Annotated in this window: 21 protein-coding genes, 1 tRNA gene and 1 pseudogene; 15 read left to right on the top strand and 8 right to left on the bottom strand. The window is 45.9% G+C overall.

Annotated features, from left to right (window positions below; translation table 11 throughout):
• Positions 1–79: 79 nt before the first annotated feature.
• Both NB640_RS05065 and NB640_RS05060 read left to right on the top strand, forming a co-directional pair.
• A complete protein-coding gene (locus NB640_RS05065; protein ID WP_269310100.1) occupies positions 80–685 on the top strand; it encodes an RNA pyrophosphohydrolase in 606 nt (201 codons plus the stop codon).
• Between the two features lie 3 nt (positions 686–688).
• On the top strand, positions 689–1,261 hold the full coding sequence (locus NB640_RS05060; protein WP_269310099.1) for a CNP1-like family protein: 573 nt from the start codon (positions 689–691) through the stop codon (positions 1,259–1,261).
• Here the strand turns inward: NB640_RS05060 and proB are convergent, their stop codons facing one another.
• The 4 genes from proB to rplU all read right to left on the bottom strand — a co-directional run bounded on the left by proB (position 1,262) and on the right by rplU (position 4,214).
• On the bottom strand, positions 1,262–2,380 hold the full coding sequence (gene proB, locus NB640_RS05055; RefSeq protein ID WP_269310098.1) for a glutamate 5-kinase: 1,119 nt from the start codon (positions 2,378–2,380) through the stop codon (positions 1,262–1,264).
• 18 nt (positions 2,381–2,398) lie between these two features.
• Positions 2,399–3,508, bottom strand: coding sequence for an Obg family GTPase CgtA (gene cgtA / locus NB640_RS05050; RefSeq protein ID WP_269310097.1), 1,110 nt, complete (start codon positions 3,506–3,508; stop codon positions 2,399–2,401).
• Between the two features lie 92 nt (positions 3,509–3,600).
• A complete protein-coding gene (gene rpmA / locus NB640_RS05045; RefSeq protein WP_269310096.1) occupies positions 3,601–3,858 on the bottom strand; it encodes a 50S ribosomal protein L27 in 258 nt (85 codons plus the stop codon).
• Between the two features lie 44 nt (positions 3,859–3,902).
• Entirely contained in the window at positions 3,903–4,214 is a 312-nt protein-coding gene (gene rplU / locus NB640_RS05040; RefSeq protein ID WP_269310094.1) for a 50S ribosomal protein L21, read from the bottom strand.
• Between the two features lie 201 nt (positions 4,215–4,415).
• Between rplU and murJ the strand changes: the two genes are divergently transcribed.
• Positions 4,416–5,966, top strand: coding sequence for a murein biosynthesis integral membrane protein MurJ (murJ, locus tag NB640_RS05035; protein ID WP_269310092.1), 1,551 nt, complete (start codon positions 4,416–4,418; stop codon positions 5,964–5,966).
• Between the two features lie 8 nt (positions 5,967–5,974).
• Here the strand turns inward: murJ and NB640_RS05030 are convergent, their stop codons facing one another.
• On the bottom strand, positions 5,975–7,882 hold the full coding sequence (locus NB640_RS05030) for an ATP-binding cassette domain-containing protein (RefSeq protein ID WP_269310090.1): 1,908 nt from the start codon (positions 7,880–7,882) through the stop codon (positions 5,975–5,977).
• A gap of 139 nt (positions 7,883–8,021) precedes the next feature.
• On the opposite strand from NB640_RS05030, the gene NB640_RS05025 reads away from it, so the two are divergent.
• The 11 genes and pseudogenes from NB640_RS05025 (at position 8,022) to NB640_RS04970 (ending at position 18,132) form a co-directional block, all read left to right on the top strand.
• A tRNA-Arg gene (locus NB640_RS05025) sits at positions 8,022–8,096 on the top strand.
• A 174-nt stretch (positions 8,097–8,270) separates the two neighbouring features.
• Positions 8,271–9,191 (top strand): tyrosine-type recombinase/integrase, encoded by a 921-nt coding sequence (locus tag NB640_RS05020; RefSeq protein WP_269310089.1) that lies wholly within the window; start codon positions 8,271–8,273, stop codon positions 9,189–9,191.
• A gap of 104 nt (positions 9,192–9,295) precedes the next feature.
• Positions 9,296–10,071 (top strand): IS5 family transposase gene (locus tag NB640_RS13030; protein ID WP_408637931.1). Its coding sequence is split into 2 segments (ribosomal slippage): positions 9,296–9,668 and positions 9,668–10,071, totalling 777 coding nucleotides; the frame shifts between segments, so codons are not numbered across the junction.
• 9 nt (positions 10,072–10,080) lie between these two features.
• A pseudogene (locus tag NB640_RS05005) lies at positions 10,081–10,389 on the top strand (tyrosine-type recombinase/integrase); the annotation flags it as partial.
• Positions 10,370–11,020 carry a hypothetical protein gene (locus tag NB640_RS05000; protein WP_269310088.1) on the top strand — a complete coding sequence of 217 codons (651 nt, stop codon included), beginning with the start codon at positions 10,370–10,372 and terminating at the stop codon, positions 11,018–11,020. The pseudogene NB640_RS05005 and the gene NB640_RS05000, both read left to right, overlap by 20 nt.
• Before the next feature lie 110 nt (positions 11,021–11,130).
• Positions 11,131–11,352, top strand: a complete 222-nt coding sequence (locus NB640_RS04995) for a helix-turn-helix transcriptional regulator (protein ID WP_269310087.1) — start codon at positions 11,131–11,133, stop codon at positions 11,350–11,352.
• 11 nt (positions 11,353–11,363) lie between these two features.
• Positions 11,364–13,598 (top strand): phage NrS-1 polymerase family protein, encoded by a 2,235-nt coding sequence (locus NB640_RS04990; RefSeq protein WP_269310086.1) that lies wholly within the window; start codon positions 11,364–11,366, stop codon positions 13,596–13,598.
• Between the two features lie 170 nt (positions 13,599–13,768).
• Entirely contained in the window at positions 13,769–14,134 is a 366-nt protein-coding gene (locus tag NB640_RS04985; RefSeq protein ID WP_269310084.1) for a DUF5681 domain-containing protein, read from the top strand.
• 153 nt (positions 14,135–14,287) lie between these two features.
• Complete coding sequence (locus NB640_RS04980; RefSeq protein ID WP_269310083.1) at positions 14,288–15,544, top strand: N-6 DNA methylase; 1,257 nt, start codon at positions 14,288–14,290, stop codon at positions 15,542–15,544.
• Complete coding sequence (locus tag NB640_RS04975) at positions 15,531–17,252, top strand: ORC-CDC6 family AAA ATPase (protein WP_269310082.1); 1,722 nt, start codon at positions 15,531–15,533, stop codon at positions 17,250–17,252. Before NB640_RS04980 ends, NB640_RS04975 begins: the two co-directional genes overlap by 14 nt.
• Positions 17,236–18,132, top strand: coding sequence for a hypothetical protein (locus NB640_RS04970; protein ID WP_269310080.1), 897 nt, complete (start codon positions 17,236–17,238; stop codon positions 18,130–18,132). Before NB640_RS04975 ends, NB640_RS04970 begins: the two co-directional genes overlap by 17 nt.
• Before the next feature lie 151 nt (positions 18,133–18,283).
• Here NB640_RS04970 and NB640_RS04965 read toward each other — a convergent pair whose 3' ends face one another.
• From NB640_RS04965 to NB640_RS04955, 3 genes are all read right to left on the bottom strand, one after another.
• Positions 18,284–18,526, bottom strand: coding sequence for a hypothetical protein (locus NB640_RS04965; protein ID WP_269310079.1), 243 nt, complete (start codon positions 18,524–18,526; stop codon positions 18,284–18,286).
• Positions 18,527–18,608: 82 nt separating this feature from the next.
• Positions 18,609–19,385: an OB-fold protein gene (locus NB640_RS04960; RefSeq protein ID WP_269310077.1), complete on the bottom strand. Its 777-nt coding sequence runs from the start codon at positions 19,383–19,385 to the stop codon at positions 18,609–18,611.
• 45 nt (positions 19,386–19,430) lie between these two features.
• Complete coding sequence (locus NB640_RS04955) at positions 19,431–19,775, bottom strand: hypothetical protein (RefSeq protein ID WP_269310075.1); 345 nt, start codon at positions 19,773–19,775, stop codon at positions 19,431–19,433.
• Between the two features lie 80 nt (positions 19,776–19,855).
• Between NB640_RS04955 and NB640_RS04950 the strand changes: the two genes are divergently transcribed.
• Positions 19,856–20,101, top strand: a complete 246-nt coding sequence (locus NB640_RS04950) for a helix-turn-helix domain-containing protein (protein WP_269310073.1) — start codon at positions 19,856–19,858, stop codon at positions 20,099–20,101.
• The last annotated feature ends 3 nt before the right edge of the window (positions 20,102–20,104 follow it).

Below are 20,104 nucleotides of genomic sequence, written 5' to 3'. Positions count from 1 at the left end.
TTTTGCATCAAAAAAGAGCCAAACCGGCTGATCACTGCTGACGGAAGTGGATGCCGGCGGCAAAAAATAAGAGGTCAATATGCTGGACCGTGAAGGTTTTCGTCCTAACGTCGGCATTATTCTGCTTAATGCAAATGACGAAGTCTGGTGGGGGAAGCGCACACGAGAACATTCGTGGCAATTCCCGCAGGGTGGTATCAAGTATGGTGAAACACCCGAGCAGGCCATGTATCGCGAGCTGACCGAAGAAACCGGCTTGAAGCGCGAACATGTCAGGGTTGTTGGTCGCACTCGCGACTGGCTTCGTTATGAGGTGCCGCAAAACTACATCAAGCGGGAGATTCGCGGACATTATCGTGGTCAGAAACAGATCTGGTTTTTGCTGCGGATGGTCGGGCGCGACAGTGATTTCAATCTCCGATCCACCAATACCCCCGAATTTGACGCCTGGCGCTGGCATGAATACTGGATTCCGCTTGATGTGGTGATTGAATTCAAGCGGGATGTGTATTTCAAGGCGTTAAGCGAATTATCCCGTTTCCTGAGTCCATCTCCCTCTCGCGGGGCGCTGGCTTTTCCGACTAAGAAACGGCGCCGCCGCAGGAAAAAATCTGTTGCCTCAGAAAAAATCGGCGATATTCGGTCAAATGATGCTAACGAACGGCAAGTTGAAGCAAAAGAGTGATGCATGAAGAAAAATAATATCCGCGGGCTTAAATTTGGCGTCATTCTGCTTTTTTCCTGTTTTTGCCTGAATGTGCTGGCCCAGCCTGTGCCCATGTCCGGAACGAGATATCACGGTATGGCAGATGACGACGAGGATAAGCCGAAAAAAGAATGGAAGGTTGAGTTTCCTGATTTCCCGAAAGAAGAGAATTTATTGCCGTTTTATGTCAGCCCGATCCAGACGCAGAAGTTTTTCATTGATGAAAAATCGCTGGTGGTTGGCGAAGATGAGGTCCGTTACACCCTTGTTGGCGTCAGTTCTGGAGGTGCAAAAAACATTACGTATGAGGGGTTGAAATGCGATGGCGGCTTTTTCAAACGGTACGCCATGGGAACCTACGATGGCAAGTGGTCGCCTTCCCGCCGGAGTGAATGGACGGATATCCAGTTTCAGTCAGCGAATCGGCCTCAGGCGTCACTGGCACTGGATTATTTCTGCCAGGGCAAGGGAATTGCGGGCACGGTGGATCAGATGATTTTCCGCATTCGCTACAACCGTTCCCTGCAGGGGTCTAAATACGATAATCGTTTCTGATTACAATAAAACCAGATTGTCCCGGTGAATGAGTTCCGGTGCGCCATGATAGCCGAGAATATCGGCGATTTCAGAGGAGTTGTGACGAAGGATGCGTTGTGCATCCGAGCTGGAGTAGTTGCTGAGTCCTCGTGCGATCTCTCGTCCTGATTCATCAAAGCATGCGATGACTTCACCTCGTCTGAAGTCGCCGCGAATTTCCGTTACCCCGATCGGGAGCAGGGATTTGCCATCTTTCAGCACTTTCTGTACCGCGCCGGTATCCAGGAAAACCTTTCCTGCCGTCTGCAGGTGATCGATCATCCATTGCTTTTTTGCCTGCAGATGCCCGGAAGGGGCTTCTAACTGGCTGCCAATCATTTCTCCTGCTGCCAGCCTGACCAGCACATTTTCCAGCTTGCCCCAGGCAATTACGGTGTGCGCACCAGAGCGGGCAGCCCGTTTGGCCGCCAGCACCTTTGTCAGCATGCCGCCACGCCCAATTTCGCTGCCCGCCCCTCCGGCCATTTTTTCCAGTTCGGGATCTCCTGCCCGCGCATAGCGGATCAGTTCAGCTTCCGGATTTTTTCGCGGGTCGGCATTAAAGAGGCCTTCCTGGTCAGTCAGGATAATCAGGGCATGCGCTTCAACCAGATTGGCAACCAGTGCACCCAGCGTGTCGTTGTCGCCAAACTGGATTTCATCTGTTACGACCGTGTCATTTTCATTTATGATGGGGATAACACCCATGTGAAGCAGTTCCAGCAAAGTGGAGCGTGCATTCAGATATCGCTCACGATCAGACAGATCTGCGTGCGTTAAAAGAACCTGGGCTGTGTGGATGTGATACGCCCTGAAGCTGCTTTCATAGATCTGGATCAGTCCCATTTGTCCGACAGCGGCACAGGCCTGCAGTTTGTGAATATCTGCTGGCCGCTTGTCAAAGCCGAGCCTGAGCATACCTTCTGCAATGGCGCCGGAGCTCACCAGAATGATTTCCTTGCCCAATGAACGAAGTTGTGCAATCTGGGCGGCCCAGCGGGCAATGGCAGCATGATCCAGCCCCTTTCCATTATCTGTCAGCAAGGATGAGCCGATCTTGACGATCAGGCGTTTTGCATGGGGGATGACAGATTTCATAGGAGTGCCGGAAAAGGGTTATTCAATAATCTTGAAGCGGGGATCGTCAGAATCGATAGAGTCTATATCACGAATTTCTTCGGGTACAGAAGTTTTTTGTGTACGTTCCAGGGATTGGCGTTCGGCCTCAATATGACGGTAGATCGCTTCCATCAATTCCATGCAGCCAGCCTGTGTTACGGCGGAGATCTGAAAGACAGGGCCTTTCCATTTGAAACGGCGGGTAAAGTCGCGTACGGTTTTGTCACGGCTTTCTTCCGGAATGATATCCAGTTTGTTCAATACCAGCCAGCGTGGCTTTTCAGCGAGTTCCGGGTCATATTTTTCCAGCTCTTTTACCAGTGAGCGGGCATTTTTAACCGGGTCTGCTGTTTCATCAAAAGGAACGATATCAACAATATGCAGCAGCAGGTTGGTTCGTTGCAAATGACGCAAGAACTGGTGACCAAGGCCTGCGCCTTCCGCTGCACCTTCAATTAGCCCGGGGATGTCGGCAATCACAAAGCTTTTTTCTGTGCCGATACGTACCACCCCCAGGTTGGGATGCAGGGTGGTAAAAGGGTAATCGGCGACTTTGGGACGCGCATTGGACACAGCGGAAATCAGCGTGGATTTACCGGCATTGGGCATCCCTAAAAGCCCGACATCAGCCAAAACACTGAGTTCAAGCTGCAAGTCACGTCGCTCGCCGGATTTACCTTCGGTCTTTTGGCGGGGGGCGCGGTTGGTGGAACTTTTGAAATGAATATTGCCCCAGCCGCCTTCTCCGCCCTGAGCAAGCAACTGGCGCTGGCCATTTTCAGTCAGATCAGCCAGGATCTCCCCGGTATTGACGTCCTTGATCATCGTACCAACCGGCATATGCAGAATAATATCGTCGGCACCCTTGCCGTACTGGTCAGAGCCGCGGCCGTTTTCGCCGTTTTTGGCGCGGAAAAGCTTGGTGTAACGAAAATCAATCAGGGTATTGACGTTATTGTCGGCAAGCGCCCATACGCTGCCGCCTTTGCCGCCATCGCCACCGTCAGGACCGCCAAAGGGGCGGTATTTTTCCCGGTTGAACGAAGCAACGCCATTGCCTCCGTTGCCGGCAATCACTTCAATTTTTGCTTCGTCAATAAATTTCATGGCTGTTTTCCTTGAATACGAAAAAAGGCTCCGCTGCGGGCAGAGCCTTCTCCTGTCAAAGCATCGCTATCCGATGCTTTTATCTTGCTGGCTTACGCAGGAACAACCGTTGCGTATTGCCTGTTTTTTTCGCCTTTGACAACAAATTTGACTTTGCCGTCTACCAGTGCGAACAGGGTGTGGTCTTTGCCCATGCCGACATTGTCACCCGGATGTACGGATGTGCCGCGCTGACGGATAATAATGCCGCCTGCGTTGATGGATTGTCCACCATAAACTTTAACGCCCAGGCGTTTTGAGTGTGAATCGCGGCCATTTCTGGTTGTGCCGCCACCTTTTTTGTGTGCCATTTCAAGCTCCTGAATAAATTCGTTTCTAAGTGAACAACCGCTGGTTAGGCGTTGATGGAAACGATTTGCAGTTCGGTGTAGTTTTGACGATGGCCCTGGCGCTTCTGGTAATGCTTGCGACGACGCATCTTGAAAATTGTGACTTTAGGATGACGCCCTTGCGTCACTACCGTAGCTTGAACCGTCGCACCGTCGACCAATGGTGTGCCAAAGCGGATACTTTCGCCTTCACCAACTGCAAGAACCTGATCGATAGTGATTTCGGATCCAATGTCTGCCGGTATCTGTTCTACTTTATATTTTTTGCCGGCAACAACCTTGTATTGTTTGCCGCCGGTTTTTATGACCGCGTACATGGAAACTCCATCTGAATTGTTAAATTGTAAAAAGCCTGAAAAATATCAGGGTGAATCTGGAAAACTGCTGATTATACAGCGAGTTGGAATTCCAGTCAAAGCCTGGTGACAAATTTATTTTCGCGGCGCAAAGGCAATTTTTTGGCCGGCAAAGCGGCTTTGACGATGAATCGGACACGTGTGGGTCTATAATGCCTGTCCATGAACCTGTTGAAAACCCTTTTTACCATCTCTGGCATGACCATGCTTTCGCGTATCACCGGCCTGATACGCGAATTGCTGATTGCGCGTGCTTTTGGTGCATCGGGTTTTACAGATGCATTTTTTGTGGCATTCCGCATTCCCAATCTGTTAAGAAGGCTTTTTGCCGAAGGCGCTTTTTCCCAGGCTTTTGTCCCTATTCTTGCTGAATATACCAACCAGAAGGGAGCCGATGCTACCCGTGAACTGGTAAACAAAGTTGCTTCGGCACTTTTTTGGGCATTGATGATAGTAACGGTGATAGGCGTCATCACTGCCCCGACGGTTGTGTTCCTGATTGCGACAGGATTTGATGATAATCCGGCCGTTTTCCAATCATCGGTTGTCATGACGCGCATCATGTTTCCGTACATCCTGTTCATGTCACTGGTTGCGCTGGCAGGCGGCATTTTGAATACCTGGCGTGAATTCCGGATACCGGCTTTTACCCCGGTTCTTTTGAATGTGTCTTTTATTGTTGCGTCGCTTTTTGTTGCGCCGCATATGGACCAGCCGGTTTATGCACTGGCTTTTGCGGTTTTTGTCGGCGGGTTGCTCCAGTTGCTTATCCAGATTCCGGCGCTGAAGAAAATCAATATGCTTCCCCGGATTTCTTTCCGGGTTTTTGCCGTCTTTCGCAATGAAGGCGTCAGAAGAGTCATCAGCCAGATGATTCCGGCCACATTTGCGGTATCGGTGGCGCAGATCAGCCTGATGATCAATACCAATATCGCCTCCCATCTGCCCAATGGCAGCGTTTCCTGGCTTTCCTATGCGGACAGGCTGATGGAATTTCCCAACGCACTGTTGGGTGTCGCACTGGGGACGATCCTCTTGCCGAGCCTTTCGCGGGCCCACGCAAAACAGGATACGGAAGAGTATTCCGCCCTGCTGGATTGGGGGTTAAGGCTGACATTTCTTCTTGCCATGCCGGCCGCTGTTTTTCTGATGACCCTGCCGGAGCCTTTTACGACCACGCTTTTTCATTACGGCAAATTCAATGTGCAGGATGTCTCCATGACATCCAACGCGCTTGTGGCCTATGGGGTGGGACTCATCGGGCTGATTCTGGTCAGAATTCTGGCTCCCGGATTTTATGCCAAGCAGGATATCAGGACGCCGGTCAAAATTGCCGTTGTGGTCCTGATTATTACGCAGCTCATGAACCTGGTCTTTGTGCCCTGGATTGCGCATGCCGGCCTGGCACTGGCCATCGGGTTGGGCGCCTGTGTCAATGCCGTTTGCCTGTACATCGGGTTAAGGCGGCGCGGCATTTATACCCCGGTGGCCGGCTGGCTGATGTTTCTGACCAAGCTGGCAGGCGCGTTATTTTTGCTGGCGGGTGTCGCACTCTGGGCCGCTTCTTACTTTGACTGGACCGGCATGCAGTCGACACCGTTATATCGGGCAGGAGTGCTTGCCGGTGTGATGACGCTGTGCGGGGTGGTTTATTTCGGCGCGCTTTTGGCCATGGGTTTCAGGCCGCGTGACTTTAAACGCATTGCGTCGTAATCCCCGCACTATTCCTTGAGGCTTGCCTCAATGGCTTCCCAACGCGTCATGCAGGCCATCAGCTCATCCTCAATTTCCGTAAAACGCTGATTGAGCTGTACACTTTCCTCCCTGTCGTTTTTATACAGATCCGGATCTGAGAGTCTGACAGCAATTGCCTGCTGTTCTTCTTCCAGCGCCGCGATCCGGTCGGGGAGTTCATCCAGTTCCCGCTGATCCTTGTAACTCAGTTTTTTACGTCGTGCAGGAGCCGATGGGTCTTTTTTGGGAGAAGATGGCTGGCTTTTTGTGGATGTCCTGTTGTCAACAGACGTATCGGGTTTGGGGCGCATCCGTTCCCAATCGCTGTATCCGCCCGGGTATTCCCGCCAGATGCCATTGCCTTCAGCTGCAATCACCTGAGTGACCACATTATCAATGAAGGTGCGGTCATGGCTGACCAGAAAAACCGTGCCATTGTAATCCTGCAGGAGTTCTTCCAGCAGCTCCAGCGTATCAATATCCAGATCATTGGTCGGCTCGTCCAGTACCAGCACATTGGCCGGGCGGGCAAAGAGCCGGGCCAAGAGCAGGCGGTTTCGCTCTCCGCCGGAAAGCGACTTGACCGGTGAACGGGCACGTTCCGGTGTGAAAAGGAAATCACCCAGATAGCTCATGACATGCTTTTTCTGGCCCCCGATTTCAATCCATTCACTGCCGGGCGATATGGTATCGACGAGACTGGCTTCATCGTTTAACTGCGCCCGCATCTGGTCAAAATACGCGATCTGCAGATTGGCCCCTTGCCGGATACTGCCCTCATCAGGGGCTTCTTCCCCTAAGATCATGCGTAACAGTGTCGTTTTTCCCACGCCATTGGGCCCGATCAGTCCGACCTTGTCGCCACGAAGGATTGTGTCTGAAAAATCACGAACAATCACTTTGTCACCGTAGCTTTTGGCAATATGCTCCAGTTCGGCAACCATTCTTCCGGAACGCTCACCGGCTGACACATCCATGCGTACCTGTCCCTGCTGGTCGCGCCGTGCGACACGCGTTGCGCGCAGATCCTGCAATCGCCTGACACGCCCTTCATTCCGGGTTCGTCTGGCCTGAATACCTTTCCTGATCCAGACTTCTTCCTGTGCCAGGAATTTGTCGAATTTGGCATTTTCCACTTCCTCCACGGCCAGTTGTTCGGCTTTTCGGGTTTTGTAAGCGGAAAAGTTGCCCGGATAGGAAAGGAGCCTTCCCCTGTCGAGCTCAATAATACGGGTTGCCACGTTATCGAGAAACTGGCGATCGTGGGTGATAAAAACAATACTTCCCCTGAAGTCATTCAGGAGAGATTCAAGCCACAGGATGGATTCAAAATCGAGATGGTTGGTCGGTTCGTCCAGTAATAAAACATCCGGTGCAGTGACCAGGCCATGTGCCAGCGCGACTCTTTTCTGCATGCCGCCGGAAAGCGTTCCCATGACGTCATTTTTTTCCAGCCCGAGTTGCTGGAGTATGGTTTCAACCTGGTTTTCCAGGTTCCAGGCATTGCTGGCATCCAGCTTTCCCTGGAGCTCATGCATCTTGTCCAGAATGGCGTCGTCATGGCGTTCTCCCAGTTGGGCCGTCAGTGTTTCATATTCGGCCAGCATGGACTGGATATCAGACAGCCCCGAGGCAACCGCTTCAAAAACGGACAGGTCGGGAGAAAACAGGGGCTCCTGTTCAACATAGGCAATTCTCAAACCCTGCTGTACGGAAAAAAGCCCATCATCCAGAAGGCTTTTTCCGGCCAAGACCTGGAGCAGGGAGGACTTGCCCGTGCCATTACGGCCGATCAGGCCCACGCGCTCACCAGGCTCAAGCGTGAAATCAGCATGGTCCAGCATGGGAAAGTGGCCGAAAGCCAGTTGGGCATTGGTAAACGAGATGAGCGCCATAAGAGAACAAATAATTCAGGTGGTGGAAATTTCAGGCTATTTTAACAAGTGATCCTGTTTGACACAGTAATCACTTATTCTCCCTCGTCTGAAGCGTTCCGTTGCGGTACAATGACGCCGCAGAGTACAGTCTTAAGGACTCGCCGTAGCACAATGGATAGTGCACACGCCTCCTAAGCGTGGGATGCAGGTTCGATTCCTGCCGGCGAGGCCAGCAGTTTCTTCAATAAAGACCGGCGCTGTTCGTTAACCCGTATAAAACATTGTATTTTAGCGGGTTTTCTGTTTTTATTTGTCCGGTGGCGTTCGTTTACATCCTTTGAGTATAAGGGTAATATTTTGAATAAATTACCCTTATAAAAAATCATTACCCCCAAAAGGATGTGTTGTGGCGAAAATCATCAAGCCCTTATCCCCTATGCAGGTAAAGAATGCAAAGCCTAAGGAGAGGCTGTATAGGATGTTCGATGGAGGCGGTTTGTACCTATCGGTTTATCCTCATGGCAGCAAGCTATGGCATATGAAAATCAGGGGCGCCAACGGTAAAGAGAATGTGCTTTCGTTTGGAAAGTATCCTGATATTTCGCTTGAGCAGGCGAGGCAGCATCGTGAGGAGGTTCGTAAACTGAGAGCAAAGGGCGGTGATCCTGTTGCTGCGAAAAAGGCACAGAAGGCACTCCAAAAGGAACAAGCCGCAAACAGCTTCGAAGTGATTGCTCGTGAGTGGTATGAAAAGCAAAGCAGTGCTTTGGAAGAGAGAACTTTAAAAAACATCTTGAGCCGCCTTGAAAAAGATGTTTTTCCTTGGATTGGAACAAAGCCTATTATTGATATGACTGCGCCTGATTACCTTGCTGTTTTCCGGAAACTGGAAGATAGAGGTATTCTTGAAACTGCCCATCGAGTAAGAGGTATATGTGGTCAAATTCAGCGTTATGCTATAGCGACAGGTAGAGCAACGTATGATCCGATAACAGCTTTACGTGGCGCACTGAAACCGTTCAAAACCAAACATCTTGCGGCTATTACAGAGCCTGAAAAAGTAGGACAGTTATTGCGGATGATTGATGGTTATACAGGCTCATATATTGTTGCTTGTGCTATGAGGATAGCGCCCTATGTTTTTGTCCGTCCTGGCGAATTAAGAAAAGCACTTTGGTCAGACATTGATCTGGGAAGGGCAGAATGGCGCTATATAGCAACAAAAACCAATACGCCTCATATCGTTCCATTATCAAAACAGGCTGTTACGATCTTGCAGGAACTCCATCCTCTGACTGGACATGGCAAATATGTTTTCCCTAGATAGTGTCTACATGAGATATAAGAGATAAAACTCCCTCTGTTTGCCAGATGGCAGATGTTATGAAGCGATGATCATTATAGGAAGACCACCCTTTAACAGGAGATTCCATGAGACCAGCGTACAGACGCCACGACATATCCGACCAGGCCTGGGCTTTACTTGAGCCCCACCTTCCAGGACAGCCTGGTCAATGGGGCAGGATAGCCAAAGATAACCGCACCTTCATTAATGCTGTATTCTGGATATTACGCACAGGCGCCCCCTGGCGTGATCTTTTGCCGGAGTACGGAAAATGGGGGAGCGTTCACCAGCGCTTCATCCGCTGGCGCGACAAGGGCATATGGGAGCGCCTGCTGGAAATCCTGATAGATGAGCCTGATTTTGAATGGCTTCTGATAGATGCAAGTCACATCAAGATTCACCCGCACGCGGCGGGGGCAAGAGGAGGCAACCAGGGCATGGGGCGCACAAAAGGGGGCTCAACTCAAAAATACATCTGGCCGTGGATGCGAATGGTATGCCGGTCAGATGTCTTGTCACATCGGGTACCGTTGCAGATTGTACGCAGGCTTCACGGTTAATGGATGGGATATCCCCTCGCCATCTGGTGGCGGATCGGGGTTATGATTCAAACGCCATTCTTGACCATGCAAAATCCCGCAACATCATACCGGTCATACCCCCGAAAAGAAATCGCAAGGAGAAAAGAAGCTACGATCGGCAGATTTATCAGAAGCGTCACCTGGTGGAAAATGTCTTTCTTTATCTCAAACGCTGGCGGGGTATTGCCACAAGATACGCAAAAAATCTCGCGACATTTGCTGCCGCTGTGCAGGTGCGCTGTATCGCCCTTTGGTTGAATGCGTTAACCATACTCAAGTAGACGCTATCTAGCGAAAGAACGGGAGAGCGCTCAATGAGTGATAACACAATCAATGCCGCTTTTCGGCGTATGGGGATTAGCAAAGATGAAATGACAGCGCATGGCTTTCGAGCTATGGCAAGGACCATTTTAGATGAAATTTTAGGCGAACGGCCAGACTTGATTGAGCATCAGTTGGCACATGTTGTCAAGGACCCTAATGGCCGTGCATATAACCGTACAGCACATTTGCCAGAGCGTAAGAGGATGATGCAACGATGGGCAGATTATCTGGATGAGTTGAAGGTGGAGGGAGGACATGAGCGAAAGAAAACCTAAATTTGATATGCCTGTTGTGCTTTCTGTTGCCGCAGTTGAGCACAAACGTTTACGAAACAAGGAGGAGTATCGAGATACCTCGCTTTCATTTTTTGTAGACTGGGCGGCAGAGAAAAATACTGTTGCAGAAAAAACAGCAAAAAAGATCGTTGACGCTTTAACCATGCTGGATCAGCAGGTACAAAAAGAAGTTGAAGAGGGGTTAATGCATCCCGAGGAAGTTGCGTATAGTTTACGTGAAAGAAAGGCTAAGTTCTTTTATGAGCTAGAGGAGATAAATGGGCTGACGTTGCTGTCTGTTCTCACAAAAGTTACCCCTTTGCTTGCTAGGGAGGCGAGAGCGTTAGCGCTCGAACTTGGTATTGGTCGGCACCAAAAAGATTACGAGAAGGCCAAACGCTATGCTTTTCAGCGGGCTGCTGAAATATGGGGTGCAGACAAATCTAAACGAATTGGTTTTGTGGTTGATGAAATTGAAAATATCTTTCGTATGGACGATGCTACTTGGCCAGCCCATGTGGCCGATTTAAAAAAGGAAACAATAAAGGGGTGGTTGAGAAAGGCTGATAAAGACGGCATGCTAATTATTCCAGAGGCGGCAAGAAGAGGTGGTAGGCCAAAGCGAAGATAAAAACATACATACGCAGCTTATAAATATTTATACGCAGCTTAAGCTAATTTTAAGATTTAGCGCGATACGACAAAGTGTCATTGAATTACTAATTTTTCAGGGGTACTTCTATGACATCTATAAATCAATTGCCAGCGGAAGGCTATGTGCGTCTTTCGCAAATTATTGGTAATCCAAAAGCTAATCCACCAATTCCTGCAATTATTCCCGTCAGTAGTACCTCATGGTGGGAAGGAATTAAAAGTGGAAAATATCCTAAGCCAGTTAAACTTGGCCCTCGCACAACGGCTTGGCGTGTTGAAGATATTCGTGCCCTTATTCAATCAATATAAAGGGTACGGATATGAATACCAAGAAAACACATAATCTCACCCTTTTCTCCAATTTGCCTCAGGAAATTCGCCGCTTACAGCAGTGGTGTCTTGCTGGCCCGGACAAGGCCCCTTATGCGCATAAAAACATTTATGCATCCGTCACAGACCCATCAAACTGGATGGGATTTGAAACAGCTCACGACAAAGCTTTATCAACAGGCTATGGACTCGGCTTTGTCCTTACAGCAAGTGATCCCTACACGTGCATTGACTTGGACGTAAAAGATGCTGAAAACGCACCCGATACTCCTGATGCATGGACAACACCTGAAGAGCTGGAGCGTTATCAAAGAATCATTGATGCCTTTGACAGCTATACAGAAAGATCATTATCAGGAAAAGGATTCCACATTTGGGTTCGCGGCAACATTGGTGCCGGTCGTCGCCGGGATGGTGTTGAGGTTTACTCACAGGAGAGATTCATCATATGTACCGGAAACGTGTATCTCGACAAACCCATCGAAAATCGGCAAGACCTCATAGACATGTTGGTGAGCGAGATTGGACAAAACAAATTTTCACTTTTGGAACTGAAAGAGTTTCCAGAAGAGGAATCGGATGACGCCATTCTGCAAAAATTGCATAAAGCTTCCAATAGTGAAAAATTTGTCCTGCTCTGGGAGGGGGGCTTGCAAAACTTGGACTATCCATCGCAGTCTGAAGCCGACATGGCGCTTATGTCGATGCTTGCTCTTTATTCACCCTCTAATGCACAGTGCCGACGGCTATTTCGTCAGTCTGCCCTCGGTAAAAGAGAAAAAGCGATCAAAGATGATAAATACCTGAACAGGACGCTGCAAGCAATCCGCAGTAGGCGGGAAGAAACAATCAGGCTGGGGAAGGAGTTTGCGAATTCGCCGCGAAACAATACGGGCAATGATTCATGGCCACCCCTGAAGCCAATTGTTTCAAAAACAAAAGGGCTCCCGTATCCTATACATGCATTGCCAAAAAAGATACGTGCTGCCGTTGAAGAGGTTCAGCACTTCACTCAAGCGCCTTTGGCAATGGTTGCATCATCAGCTCTTTCGAGTATTTCTCTTGTCGTTCAGGGGCTTGTTGATGTGCAAAGAGGCAATAAACTTGAAAGCCCCTCAAGCTGCTTTTTCCTGACAATAGCTGAGACAGGAGAAAGAAAGACAACCTGTGATCGTTTTTTCATGAAGGCCATTCGTGAATATGAAAAAGCGCATCATGGAAAAAATGCTACTACTTTAAAGATTCCCCGTTTTATTTATGCAGATATTACGCCCGAGGCATTGGCTCATGAATTGGCCAAGGGCTGGCCGTCAGGAGGAATCATATCATCAGAGGCTGGGGCAATATTTGGCTCTCATGGAATGAACAAGGACAGCATCACTCGCTTCTTGTCTTTGCTGAACCAGCTATGGGATGGCATTCCTTTTTCTATTGATCGTAAAACATCCGATTCCATCATGATTAAAAGCGCCCGATTCAGTATGGGTTTGCAGTGTCAATCTGTTGTTATTCAAAAATTTTTGACGGATTCAGGAATATTAGCGCGTGGCATTGGTTTTCTCGCAAGATTCTTGGTTGCGAAACCTGAATCAACACAGGGTAGCAGACGCTATATCGAACTTCCTGATGAATTTCCTGCGATGGATGTTTTTACTGTTCGCATGACAGAAATACTGAATATGTCGCTTCCGTTTGATGAAAATGGTCTTCTCTTCCCCAAGGCCATTTCACTTTCCACAGAGGCAAAACCTGAATGGATCAAGCTATACAACAAAATAGAGGTGGGGTTGAAAGAGGGGGGTAAATATTCAGAAATTCGCGATGTGGCAAACCGTGTTGCAGAAAATGTGGCGAGAGTCGCAGCGATACTTCATGTTTTCGAATATGGCTTTGATGGAGAGATTAAATTGGTGACCGTTAAACAAGCTGGAATACTTGTTGAGTGGCATCTGTCTGAAGCAAGGCGGCTTTTCTCAGAAGATATGCCCTCGGAAAAACAATCCCAAGCGCTTGTTCTTGAGGAGTGGATTTTGGGGCGTTGTCGGGAAAACGGTACGAATTGCATTCCAATAAAAGATTTGCAGCAGAAAGGCCCTCCTAGTTTAAGGAGGACCGCTGAATACACCGCAGTTATGCAAGAGCTGGAGGCACTTGGGCGAATTCGGCGCATCTCTGATAGTGGAAGGAGCTTTATCGAGCTAAACCCTGAATTGCTGGGCGTATAGGGCCGTTTAACGCAAAAAAATTACAGGTTGCTACCTTTGCTACTGCTAATACGGCTAACGCAGCACAAGTGGTATTAGCAGCATTAGCGCAATAGCCAGTAGCAACTGGCCTGTGCCAGTACGGGCATCCTCACAAATTCAAATATATTTTTCAAATACAGAGCATAAAAATGAGTGAAAACAAGAATAACGAAATCACTGCTGCGAACAGCAATGAAACAGGCGGAAAACTCGTTGTAGGACGTCCTTTTCAGCCAGGTCAAAGTGGCAATCCAAGTGGTCGCCCCAAAAAAACAGGAGAGGAACTTGAACTAATTACGGCGTGTAAGACAAAAGCACCAGTGGCGTTGCAAGTGATGGAAACTCTCATGCTGAATGCCAAAAGTGAACAAGTTCGCTTACAAGCCGCACTGGCTATTCTTGATCGTGGGTATGGGAAACCTGTGCAGTCACATAAATTAACTGAAGTAAGTAAACAGGGCATGGCCCCAGCGCACGTTGTACATATTTATATCCCTGATAATGGGCGAGACTAAGTTTTTTTCATCTACACTTTTGGAATATATATACGTCAGATGCAATATAATTATCAGTCATGGTTTCCATCATATTGGATAACCAAAAAATGCGCCTCATTTATCTAACTTGTTTTATACAAAGTTTATTTCCTTAGAAATTCATCTCCATCAATGAGCCAGCACAGCGGAATGATATCGAATGCCAAGCAACGTACCTCAGGAAGCGATCCTTTAGGGCGTTATTATACAAATAATTTGGCAAGTGAAATTCTAGTTGAACAATTATCTCTCGCTAATCCTACTCGAATTCTAGATTTAGGCTCAGGTGGAGGTGCTTTATCTGTTGCAGCTAGTCAGTTATGGGGTAGTGTTGAAATTGTAACTGTAGACATAGAAGACACAGTAATACCATTTTCGACTTCTAAACAGATGACTCATAGACTTCATTTAAAACATGATGCGTTAGACCCTGAGTTGCCACATCTAATAAAAAAAATGGGGTTGGTTGACGTCGGAGTATGCAATCCTCCTTTTACAAAACCGGACTGGCGAGAAGGATTCGGAAATTTACTTGAGGATGCTGGGTTAAATGATTGTGTTGCTACGCATAAGGATGTTACGTCGGACCTATTATTTTTAGCTCAAAATTTGCGGGTAGTTCGCAACGCTGGTCATATTGGAATTATTGTTCCAGATGGATTAATTACCGGGAAAAGATACAAGAAGCTGAGAAAAAAACTTGTAGAAAGTCATTGCATCAATTCTGTAGTTAAACTTCCAAGGAATGCCTTTGCGAAAACAGATGCGCAAGCTTTTATTCTCACCCTTGTAAAGAATGGAGCTAGTAACGGAAATATAGAGTTAAAGGAGATGTTTTATAACGGGATTGTAAGTGCCCCGATTTATGTTAATCCTGAGGATGCGGTAGAAAGGCTGGACTTTTCTTTTAATCTAATAAAACGAAGCGCTGAACTAGCAGGCCAAACACTAAGCAGCCTTAATCCAAAAATTTACCGTGGAAAAATTTCATCAGCAGAACGACGATTGATGCCCACACCAGCTTTCCATATTAGTGATTTCCCTGAATTTAAATCCGAATCATTCAATATTCCAACAAAATTCAATATTAAAAATTCTCTACTTAACCCCCCATCGTATCTGACTACGGTACCGGGCGATATCTTATTGGCAAGAGTCGGAAGGAATTTGGATAAAAAAATATGTTATGTTCGACAGGGAGAGGCTTTGATTACTGACTGTATTTTTCTTATCCGAGTACAAAAAGAATTTTCTCAAAAGGTTTATCAAGCCTTATCCTCTATTAAGGGGCGACACTGGATACGGTCAGCCGCTCGAGGCGTGAGTGCACTACATATTGCAAAAAGTGACTTGTTAAATTTTCCTCTAGATCTCAATGAATACAAATGACATCGACATAAGGGAGGTCCTTGAACAACGTGCGGATAATCTCTCAATTGACGAGATATTGACTGGCACCTTTCCAGAAGGTGAGTATTTTCAAAATGCTCTTAAGGAGTTGACCAATAATAGTTTGCGATCACTTGTTGGGCCACGGGGGTGTGGTAAAACTCACCTAATGCGATATGCATGGGCAACATGTAAAACAGAAAAAGGGAGGCCATTTGCGATATACGTGTCTTTTAATCGTTATTTCTGGTTAGAGCCCCTACGAGTCAAGCATACAAATGCTGCAGATTTATTTCATACGTGGGTTATCTCTCTCATATTGGCTGGAGCTTACGAATCAGCGCTTGCGTGGGGTATTTCTAGCGAGCAATTAGACTCTTTATATGCAAGATGGGATATATCCAAGGATGCGTTAGTTGATTTATTTGGGAAATTAGAGAGAAATCAAACGCTTACAAAAAAACTCGAAGCGATATCACTAAGCCTTCATATTTCAGTTGCTCAAGCAATAATTGACGAAATTTGTTCATATACAGGTACTCGATTTTCAGTCTTACTGCTGGATGACGCAGCAATGACGCTTACACCTGATAATTTGTTAATCTTTTTAGATATCGTCAGAGCAATTAGGAGTAAGACCATTGCTCCTAAAGTCTCAGTATATCCGGGTACAACAGAATATAGTCCCCGTTTTCATGTGGGGCAAGATTCCCTTGCTATTAACGTTTGGCATCCTGTTGATTCAGATAATTACAGTGAGGTTATGGAGGGCATCGCCTATAAAAGAATTTCAGGATTAGAAAGTATTTCGTCCGATGTCGTTGATCTTTTGAAATATGCTGCTTTTGGCATTCCGCGCGCCTTTTTATCGATGCTATGGGAATATAAAAGAGGAGATTTTCGAACGGTAGGTCAAGCAGTTAACAGCGTTATTCAAAACCATATTTCACAACGCAAAGCAGAGTACTTATCATTATCAAAGAAAGTTCCCAAGTTTGATACGATTATTCGTAAAGGAGAAGCTGTTCTATCAGAGATGATATTACTTGTTCGACGGTCAAATGAAAAAACTCTACCCAGAAGAGAAAAACAGTTAGTCGTTGGTGTTGATATAGAAAAAATGACCCCTCTCGTAGAACGAATGTTTGATTTACTTATTGAGGCAGGTTTGGTTTATCAACAAATACAAACCAGTCATGGTGAACAGCGAGTTTATGCTCGATACATACCGCATATTGCAGCTCTAATTGACGCAAGAGCATTTTCACAAAAACAAAAAGGGAATTCGCCTCGACAAATCGTTGAAGCCCTTCAATTTAAAAATACTAAACATCCCATAAGGACTCGCCTCAAAGAGCTATCAAAAGAAAAAATTAAGGCTCTTCATCTAGATTTGCCAGCATGTGACAAATGCAAAACATCACGGATATCGGATGATCAAAAATTTTGCCACTTTTGTGGTGCGCAGTTGATCACGCCATCTACTTTTGAGTCTTGTTTGCAAACACCAATAAATGAAGTTCCTGATTTAACTAAGTGGCAAAAAAAACAAATTACTGAAACTCTAAGCAGATTTAATACAATAGGAGACTATTTGGCAAAGCAAAACCCTAGCGCAGAACTCTTAACCATTTTTGGAATAGGACCTAAAAGAACAAATAGAATTATAGATGTTTTAAATGATTTTATTGATGAGTTTTTATCCTGAAAAGGTTAATTTCATGTTTAGCTATTCATCTATAACGCAGGCAAAATTATTGCCGACAAAGCTAGAAACACAAAATTTATTTGATTCTGACTATACAGATGAAGGTATTTCACCAATTGACTTGTTTATTAAAAACACAAGGGAAATAAACAAAATATGGATTAACACAGCTGAATTGAGCTCGGAATTCGCATCAATGATTTTGCTGAGTTATGTCTCAGCATTTGAAAGCTATATGAGGGCGATCATTAGAGGCGCAGTAAATATTGATAGAACCTGTCAGAAAATCGTTGCCTCACATCAAGTTTCATTTGCCGCAGCAATTTATCATAAAAACAGTATTCTTCCAGAAGCTCTTTTAGAAGAAATAGCTTTTTCAAATGCTGATAGGGTCAAGTCAAGTTTAAGTACATTTCTAGGAATTCACGTTAAACAAAATGAAATGGTCGAATTCTTTAAAGAATTCGAAAAAATCTGTCAATTAAGGCATTGCTGCACACATCGCTTTGGGAAATTAGGTGCTAAAAATGCTATTAATTTGGGGATTGACATACACAGTGCTGTTTTGGAAAAGCCGTTAAGGCTTACCAAACAAGACTTGGAAAATGCCTTAGACACCATTACGGACTTAGCTAAAGCAATAAATAGTTTGATTTTTGCCAACTTATTAGAAAGAACTGTTTGTCGAAAAAAAACTTCAAAAGCAGATATTGAGTCGGAGATAATTGATTGGAAATGGAATCAAAATATAGATAGGAAGCATTTTAGGCCTTACTATGATTTATTTTCATCGAAATTAGACGCCCAACCAACTCCAAAATTAGGAAAAATTTATGACAGTTTTCGAGGAGGAAATAAAGTAAAAACAACTCTACGCTAGTTTTTATTAGAAAGATGCATTGCTATTGTTGTGAGGCCATACCACTTGGTTGCACGCTTAAAATCAGCGGCTGAAAGCGGAGCATTCGCAACATCGGCTGCCAAAATCTCCAATCCGATGCCCTGCCTTTTCATTTTTGTATACTTGTTATTCACGTGCGGTTAGTTGAAATAAACCTAAACAGCGCTGCCGTGTAATCCATTGCTGCCTGAATTTGCTCTGCAAAACATGACATTGTTACACTGAGGCTAGCTGGCTTGATTGTCAGGGGGAAGCCATCTACCTGTTCCCGAGCAGTCAGATCAGACAAAAGACAAAGCTGCTGCTGAATGGTATAAAGTTCGTTGTGAAGATGGTCTATCGCCTTGTACAGTTCTGCATTTTTGTCCGTCATAGCTTCCCTCGGAATTTAAAGGTATACCTATCTGCTTGCTTCGGTTTTTTAGTGACGTTTCGCACTGCACTTGCCGCTGGTTTTATTCATTTATACCGAACGCAGCTTTTTCATCCGCAACTATTTTAGCTATCATGTCTTTTGGTAGTTTATCAAGCTCATCTTCACAATCACTTAGACTAAGTTGAGTTTTGCATGAGCTATTTTCAGGGATGTGTTTCGTTATTCTATAAAACACCCTAACAGCCATATCAAAATTTTCGTCAGCAGATTTCCCACCTCGAAGAATGCTGACAATGGCTGATTTGATATAGCCCTTCTTATCATTTACATAGGAGTCAATACTCTTGCAGTTATCGAGAGTTACATTACCCATTATGTAGCTCCTAACATCACAGATGAAATGGCAGTTTTGCCCTTTTTTAAATTTTGATAATTCGCCAATGCTCTCTTTTCCAAAATGCGCATGGACATACTGAAACATATTGCTTCCATTTAAGCGAATAACTGGAGTTCCGGTAAAGTCTTTTTCTATGGACTGAATCTTTCCATCGATGATGAAGGTCTTATTTTTATACAATTCATCTGCAGCAACTTCATTGGCATCATATTCTTTGGCAAGTTGTCGGGACGGAATGTTTCCTAGTATTGCAAATATTTTCTGAGCAGATTCTTTTGAAACAGCGGATTTAATACCGCGAAGTGCTCCTTTAAGGTCATCCATGAAAAGCTCTTCTAGTACTCGCATACTAAGCTCATCCAGCTTATTTACTGCGGCAGCTTTTTTTTCGACATTATCACTGCTACATGACAGAAGAACAAAAAGCATTCCTGTCAGTAATATTGTTTTTTTTATCATGTTGATTCCTTTTAGTGATCTTTGACTTTGAGATTGACTTCCCGCCTATCGGGAAAAACAGACAAAATTCGCCAAATCACTTTTGCTTGATCCTGGTACCAGATCAAACCATTCCGTAGGCTGTCGCTTGATAGAGTCAGGGGATCGTTCGCTATAGCCAATTACCCGCATTTTCATTGTTTGGCAATTGATCTCCGAACGAGTATAGCCAACAGAATCTACACCTACCCGCTTGTGCAGGGTATTAATGACATTTCCCTTCTTTTTTTGTGCGAGCAGATAGTACGTCCCCTTATCGCTAGCCTCACTACGAGGAATCAGGGTTTGTGCATGAGAGAGTGAGATTGAAGAAAAAAAAGCGATCAGGAAGATTTTCAAAAGAGATTTCATGGGCAATTCGCTTCGAGTGTGGTTAACGGCACGTGACCATAGGCCGTGGACTATAGTCACAATTATAGCAATATTGCCTCATGGATATAACTGATGCTCCGAACATTCCTTCTATTTTTGGGGAAGTATTGCGTGATAAGCGGCTTGCCCTGAATATTTCTCAGGAAGAGTTGGCTTTTCGTGCTGGAGTAGACAGGACTTTTGTGTCTCGTATTGAAAGAGGTTTGCGTCAACCAACAATTACCTCTCTAATAGCGTTATCCTCTGCTCTTGGTATATCGGCTACAGAATTGATAAAAACCACCGAGTTGCGTATCAAAAGCTGAATA

This window comes from Oxalobacter vibrioformis, from assembly GCF_027118995.1.
GTDB classification, from domain to species: Bacteria; Pseudomonadota; Gammaproteobacteria; order Burkholderiales; family Burkholderiaceae_D; genus Oxalobacter; species Oxalobacter vibrioformis.
This window is presented reverse-complemented; position numbering and strand designations above follow the sequence as displayed.

What these genes read in the sequence shown, in the direction of transcription:
- NB640_RS04960 (WP_269310077.1), bottom strand. Translation starts at nt 19,385, where the DNA reads ATGATAAAAAAAACAATATTACTGACAGGAATGCTTTTTGTTCTTCTG.
- NB640_RS04980 (WP_269310083.1), top strand. Translation starts at nt 14,288, where the DNA reads ATGAGCCAGCACAGCGGAATGATATCGAATGCCAAGCAACGTACCTCA.
- NB640_RS04950 (WP_269310073.1), top strand. Translation starts at nt 19,856, where the DNA reads ATGGATATAACTGATGCTCCGAACATTCCTTCTATTTTTGGGGAAGTA.
- NB640_RS05060 (WP_269310099.1), top strand. Translation starts at nt 689, where the DNA reads ATGAAGAAAAATAATATCCGCGGGCTTAAATTTGGCGTCATTCTGCTT.
- NB640_RS04955 (WP_269310075.1), bottom strand. Translation starts at nt 19,775, where the DNA reads ATGAAATCTCTTTTGAAAATCTTCCTGATCGCTTTTTTTTCTTCAATC.
- NB640_RS04965 (WP_269310079.1), bottom strand. Translation starts at nt 18,526, where the DNA reads ATGACGGACAAAAATGCAGAACTGTACAAGGCGATAGACCATCTTCAC.
- NB640_RS04975 (WP_269310082.1), top strand. Translation starts at nt 15,531, where the DNA reads ATGAATACAAATGACATCGACATAAGGGAGGTCCTTGAACAACGTGCG.
- proB (WP_269310098.1), bottom strand. Translation starts at nt 2,380, where the DNA reads ATGAAATCTGTCATCCCCCATGCAAAACGCCTGATCGTCAAGATCGGC.
- cgtA (WP_269310097.1), bottom strand. Translation starts at nt 3,508, where the DNA reads ATGAAATTTATTGACGAAGCAAAAATTGAAGTGATTGCCGGCAACGGA.
- NB640_RS04995 (WP_269310087.1), top strand. Translation starts at nt 11,131, where the DNA reads ATGACATCTATAAATCAATTGCCAGCGGAAGGCTATGTGCGTCTTTCG.
- NB640_RS05030 (WP_269310090.1), bottom strand. Translation starts at nt 7,882, where the DNA reads ATGGCGCTCATCTCGTTTACCAATGCCCAACTGGCTTTCGGCCACTTT.
- murJ (WP_269310092.1), top strand. Translation starts at nt 4,416, where the DNA reads ATGAACCTGTTGAAAACCCTTTTTACCATCTCTGGCATGACCATGCTT.
- NB640_RS04985 (WP_269310084.1), top strand. Translation starts at nt 13,769, where the DNA reads ATGAGTGAAAACAAGAATAACGAAATCACTGCTGCGAACAGCAATGAA.
- NB640_RS05000 (WP_269310088.1), top strand. Translation starts at nt 10,370, where the DNA reads ATGAGCGAAAGAAAACCTAAATTTGATATGCCTGTTGTGCTTTCTGTT.
- NB640_RS05065 (WP_269310100.1), top strand. Translation starts at nt 80, where the DNA reads ATGCTGGACCGTGAAGGTTTTCGTCCTAACGTCGGCATTATTCTGCTT.
- rpmA (WP_269310096.1), bottom strand. Translation starts at nt 3,858, where the DNA reads ATGGCACACAAAAAAGGTGGCGGCACAACCAGAAATGGCCGCGATTCA.
- NB640_RS04970 (WP_269310080.1), top strand. Translation starts at nt 17,236, where the DNA reads ATGAGTTTTTATCCTGAAAAGGTTAATTTCATGTTTAGCTATTCATCT.
- NB640_RS04990 (WP_269310086.1), top strand. Translation starts at nt 11,364, where the DNA reads ATGAATACCAAGAAAACACATAATCTCACCCTTTTCTCCAATTTGCCT.
- rplU (WP_269310094.1), bottom strand. Translation starts at nt 4,214, where the DNA reads ATGTACGCGGTCATAAAAACCGGCGGCAAACAATACAAGGTTGTTGCC.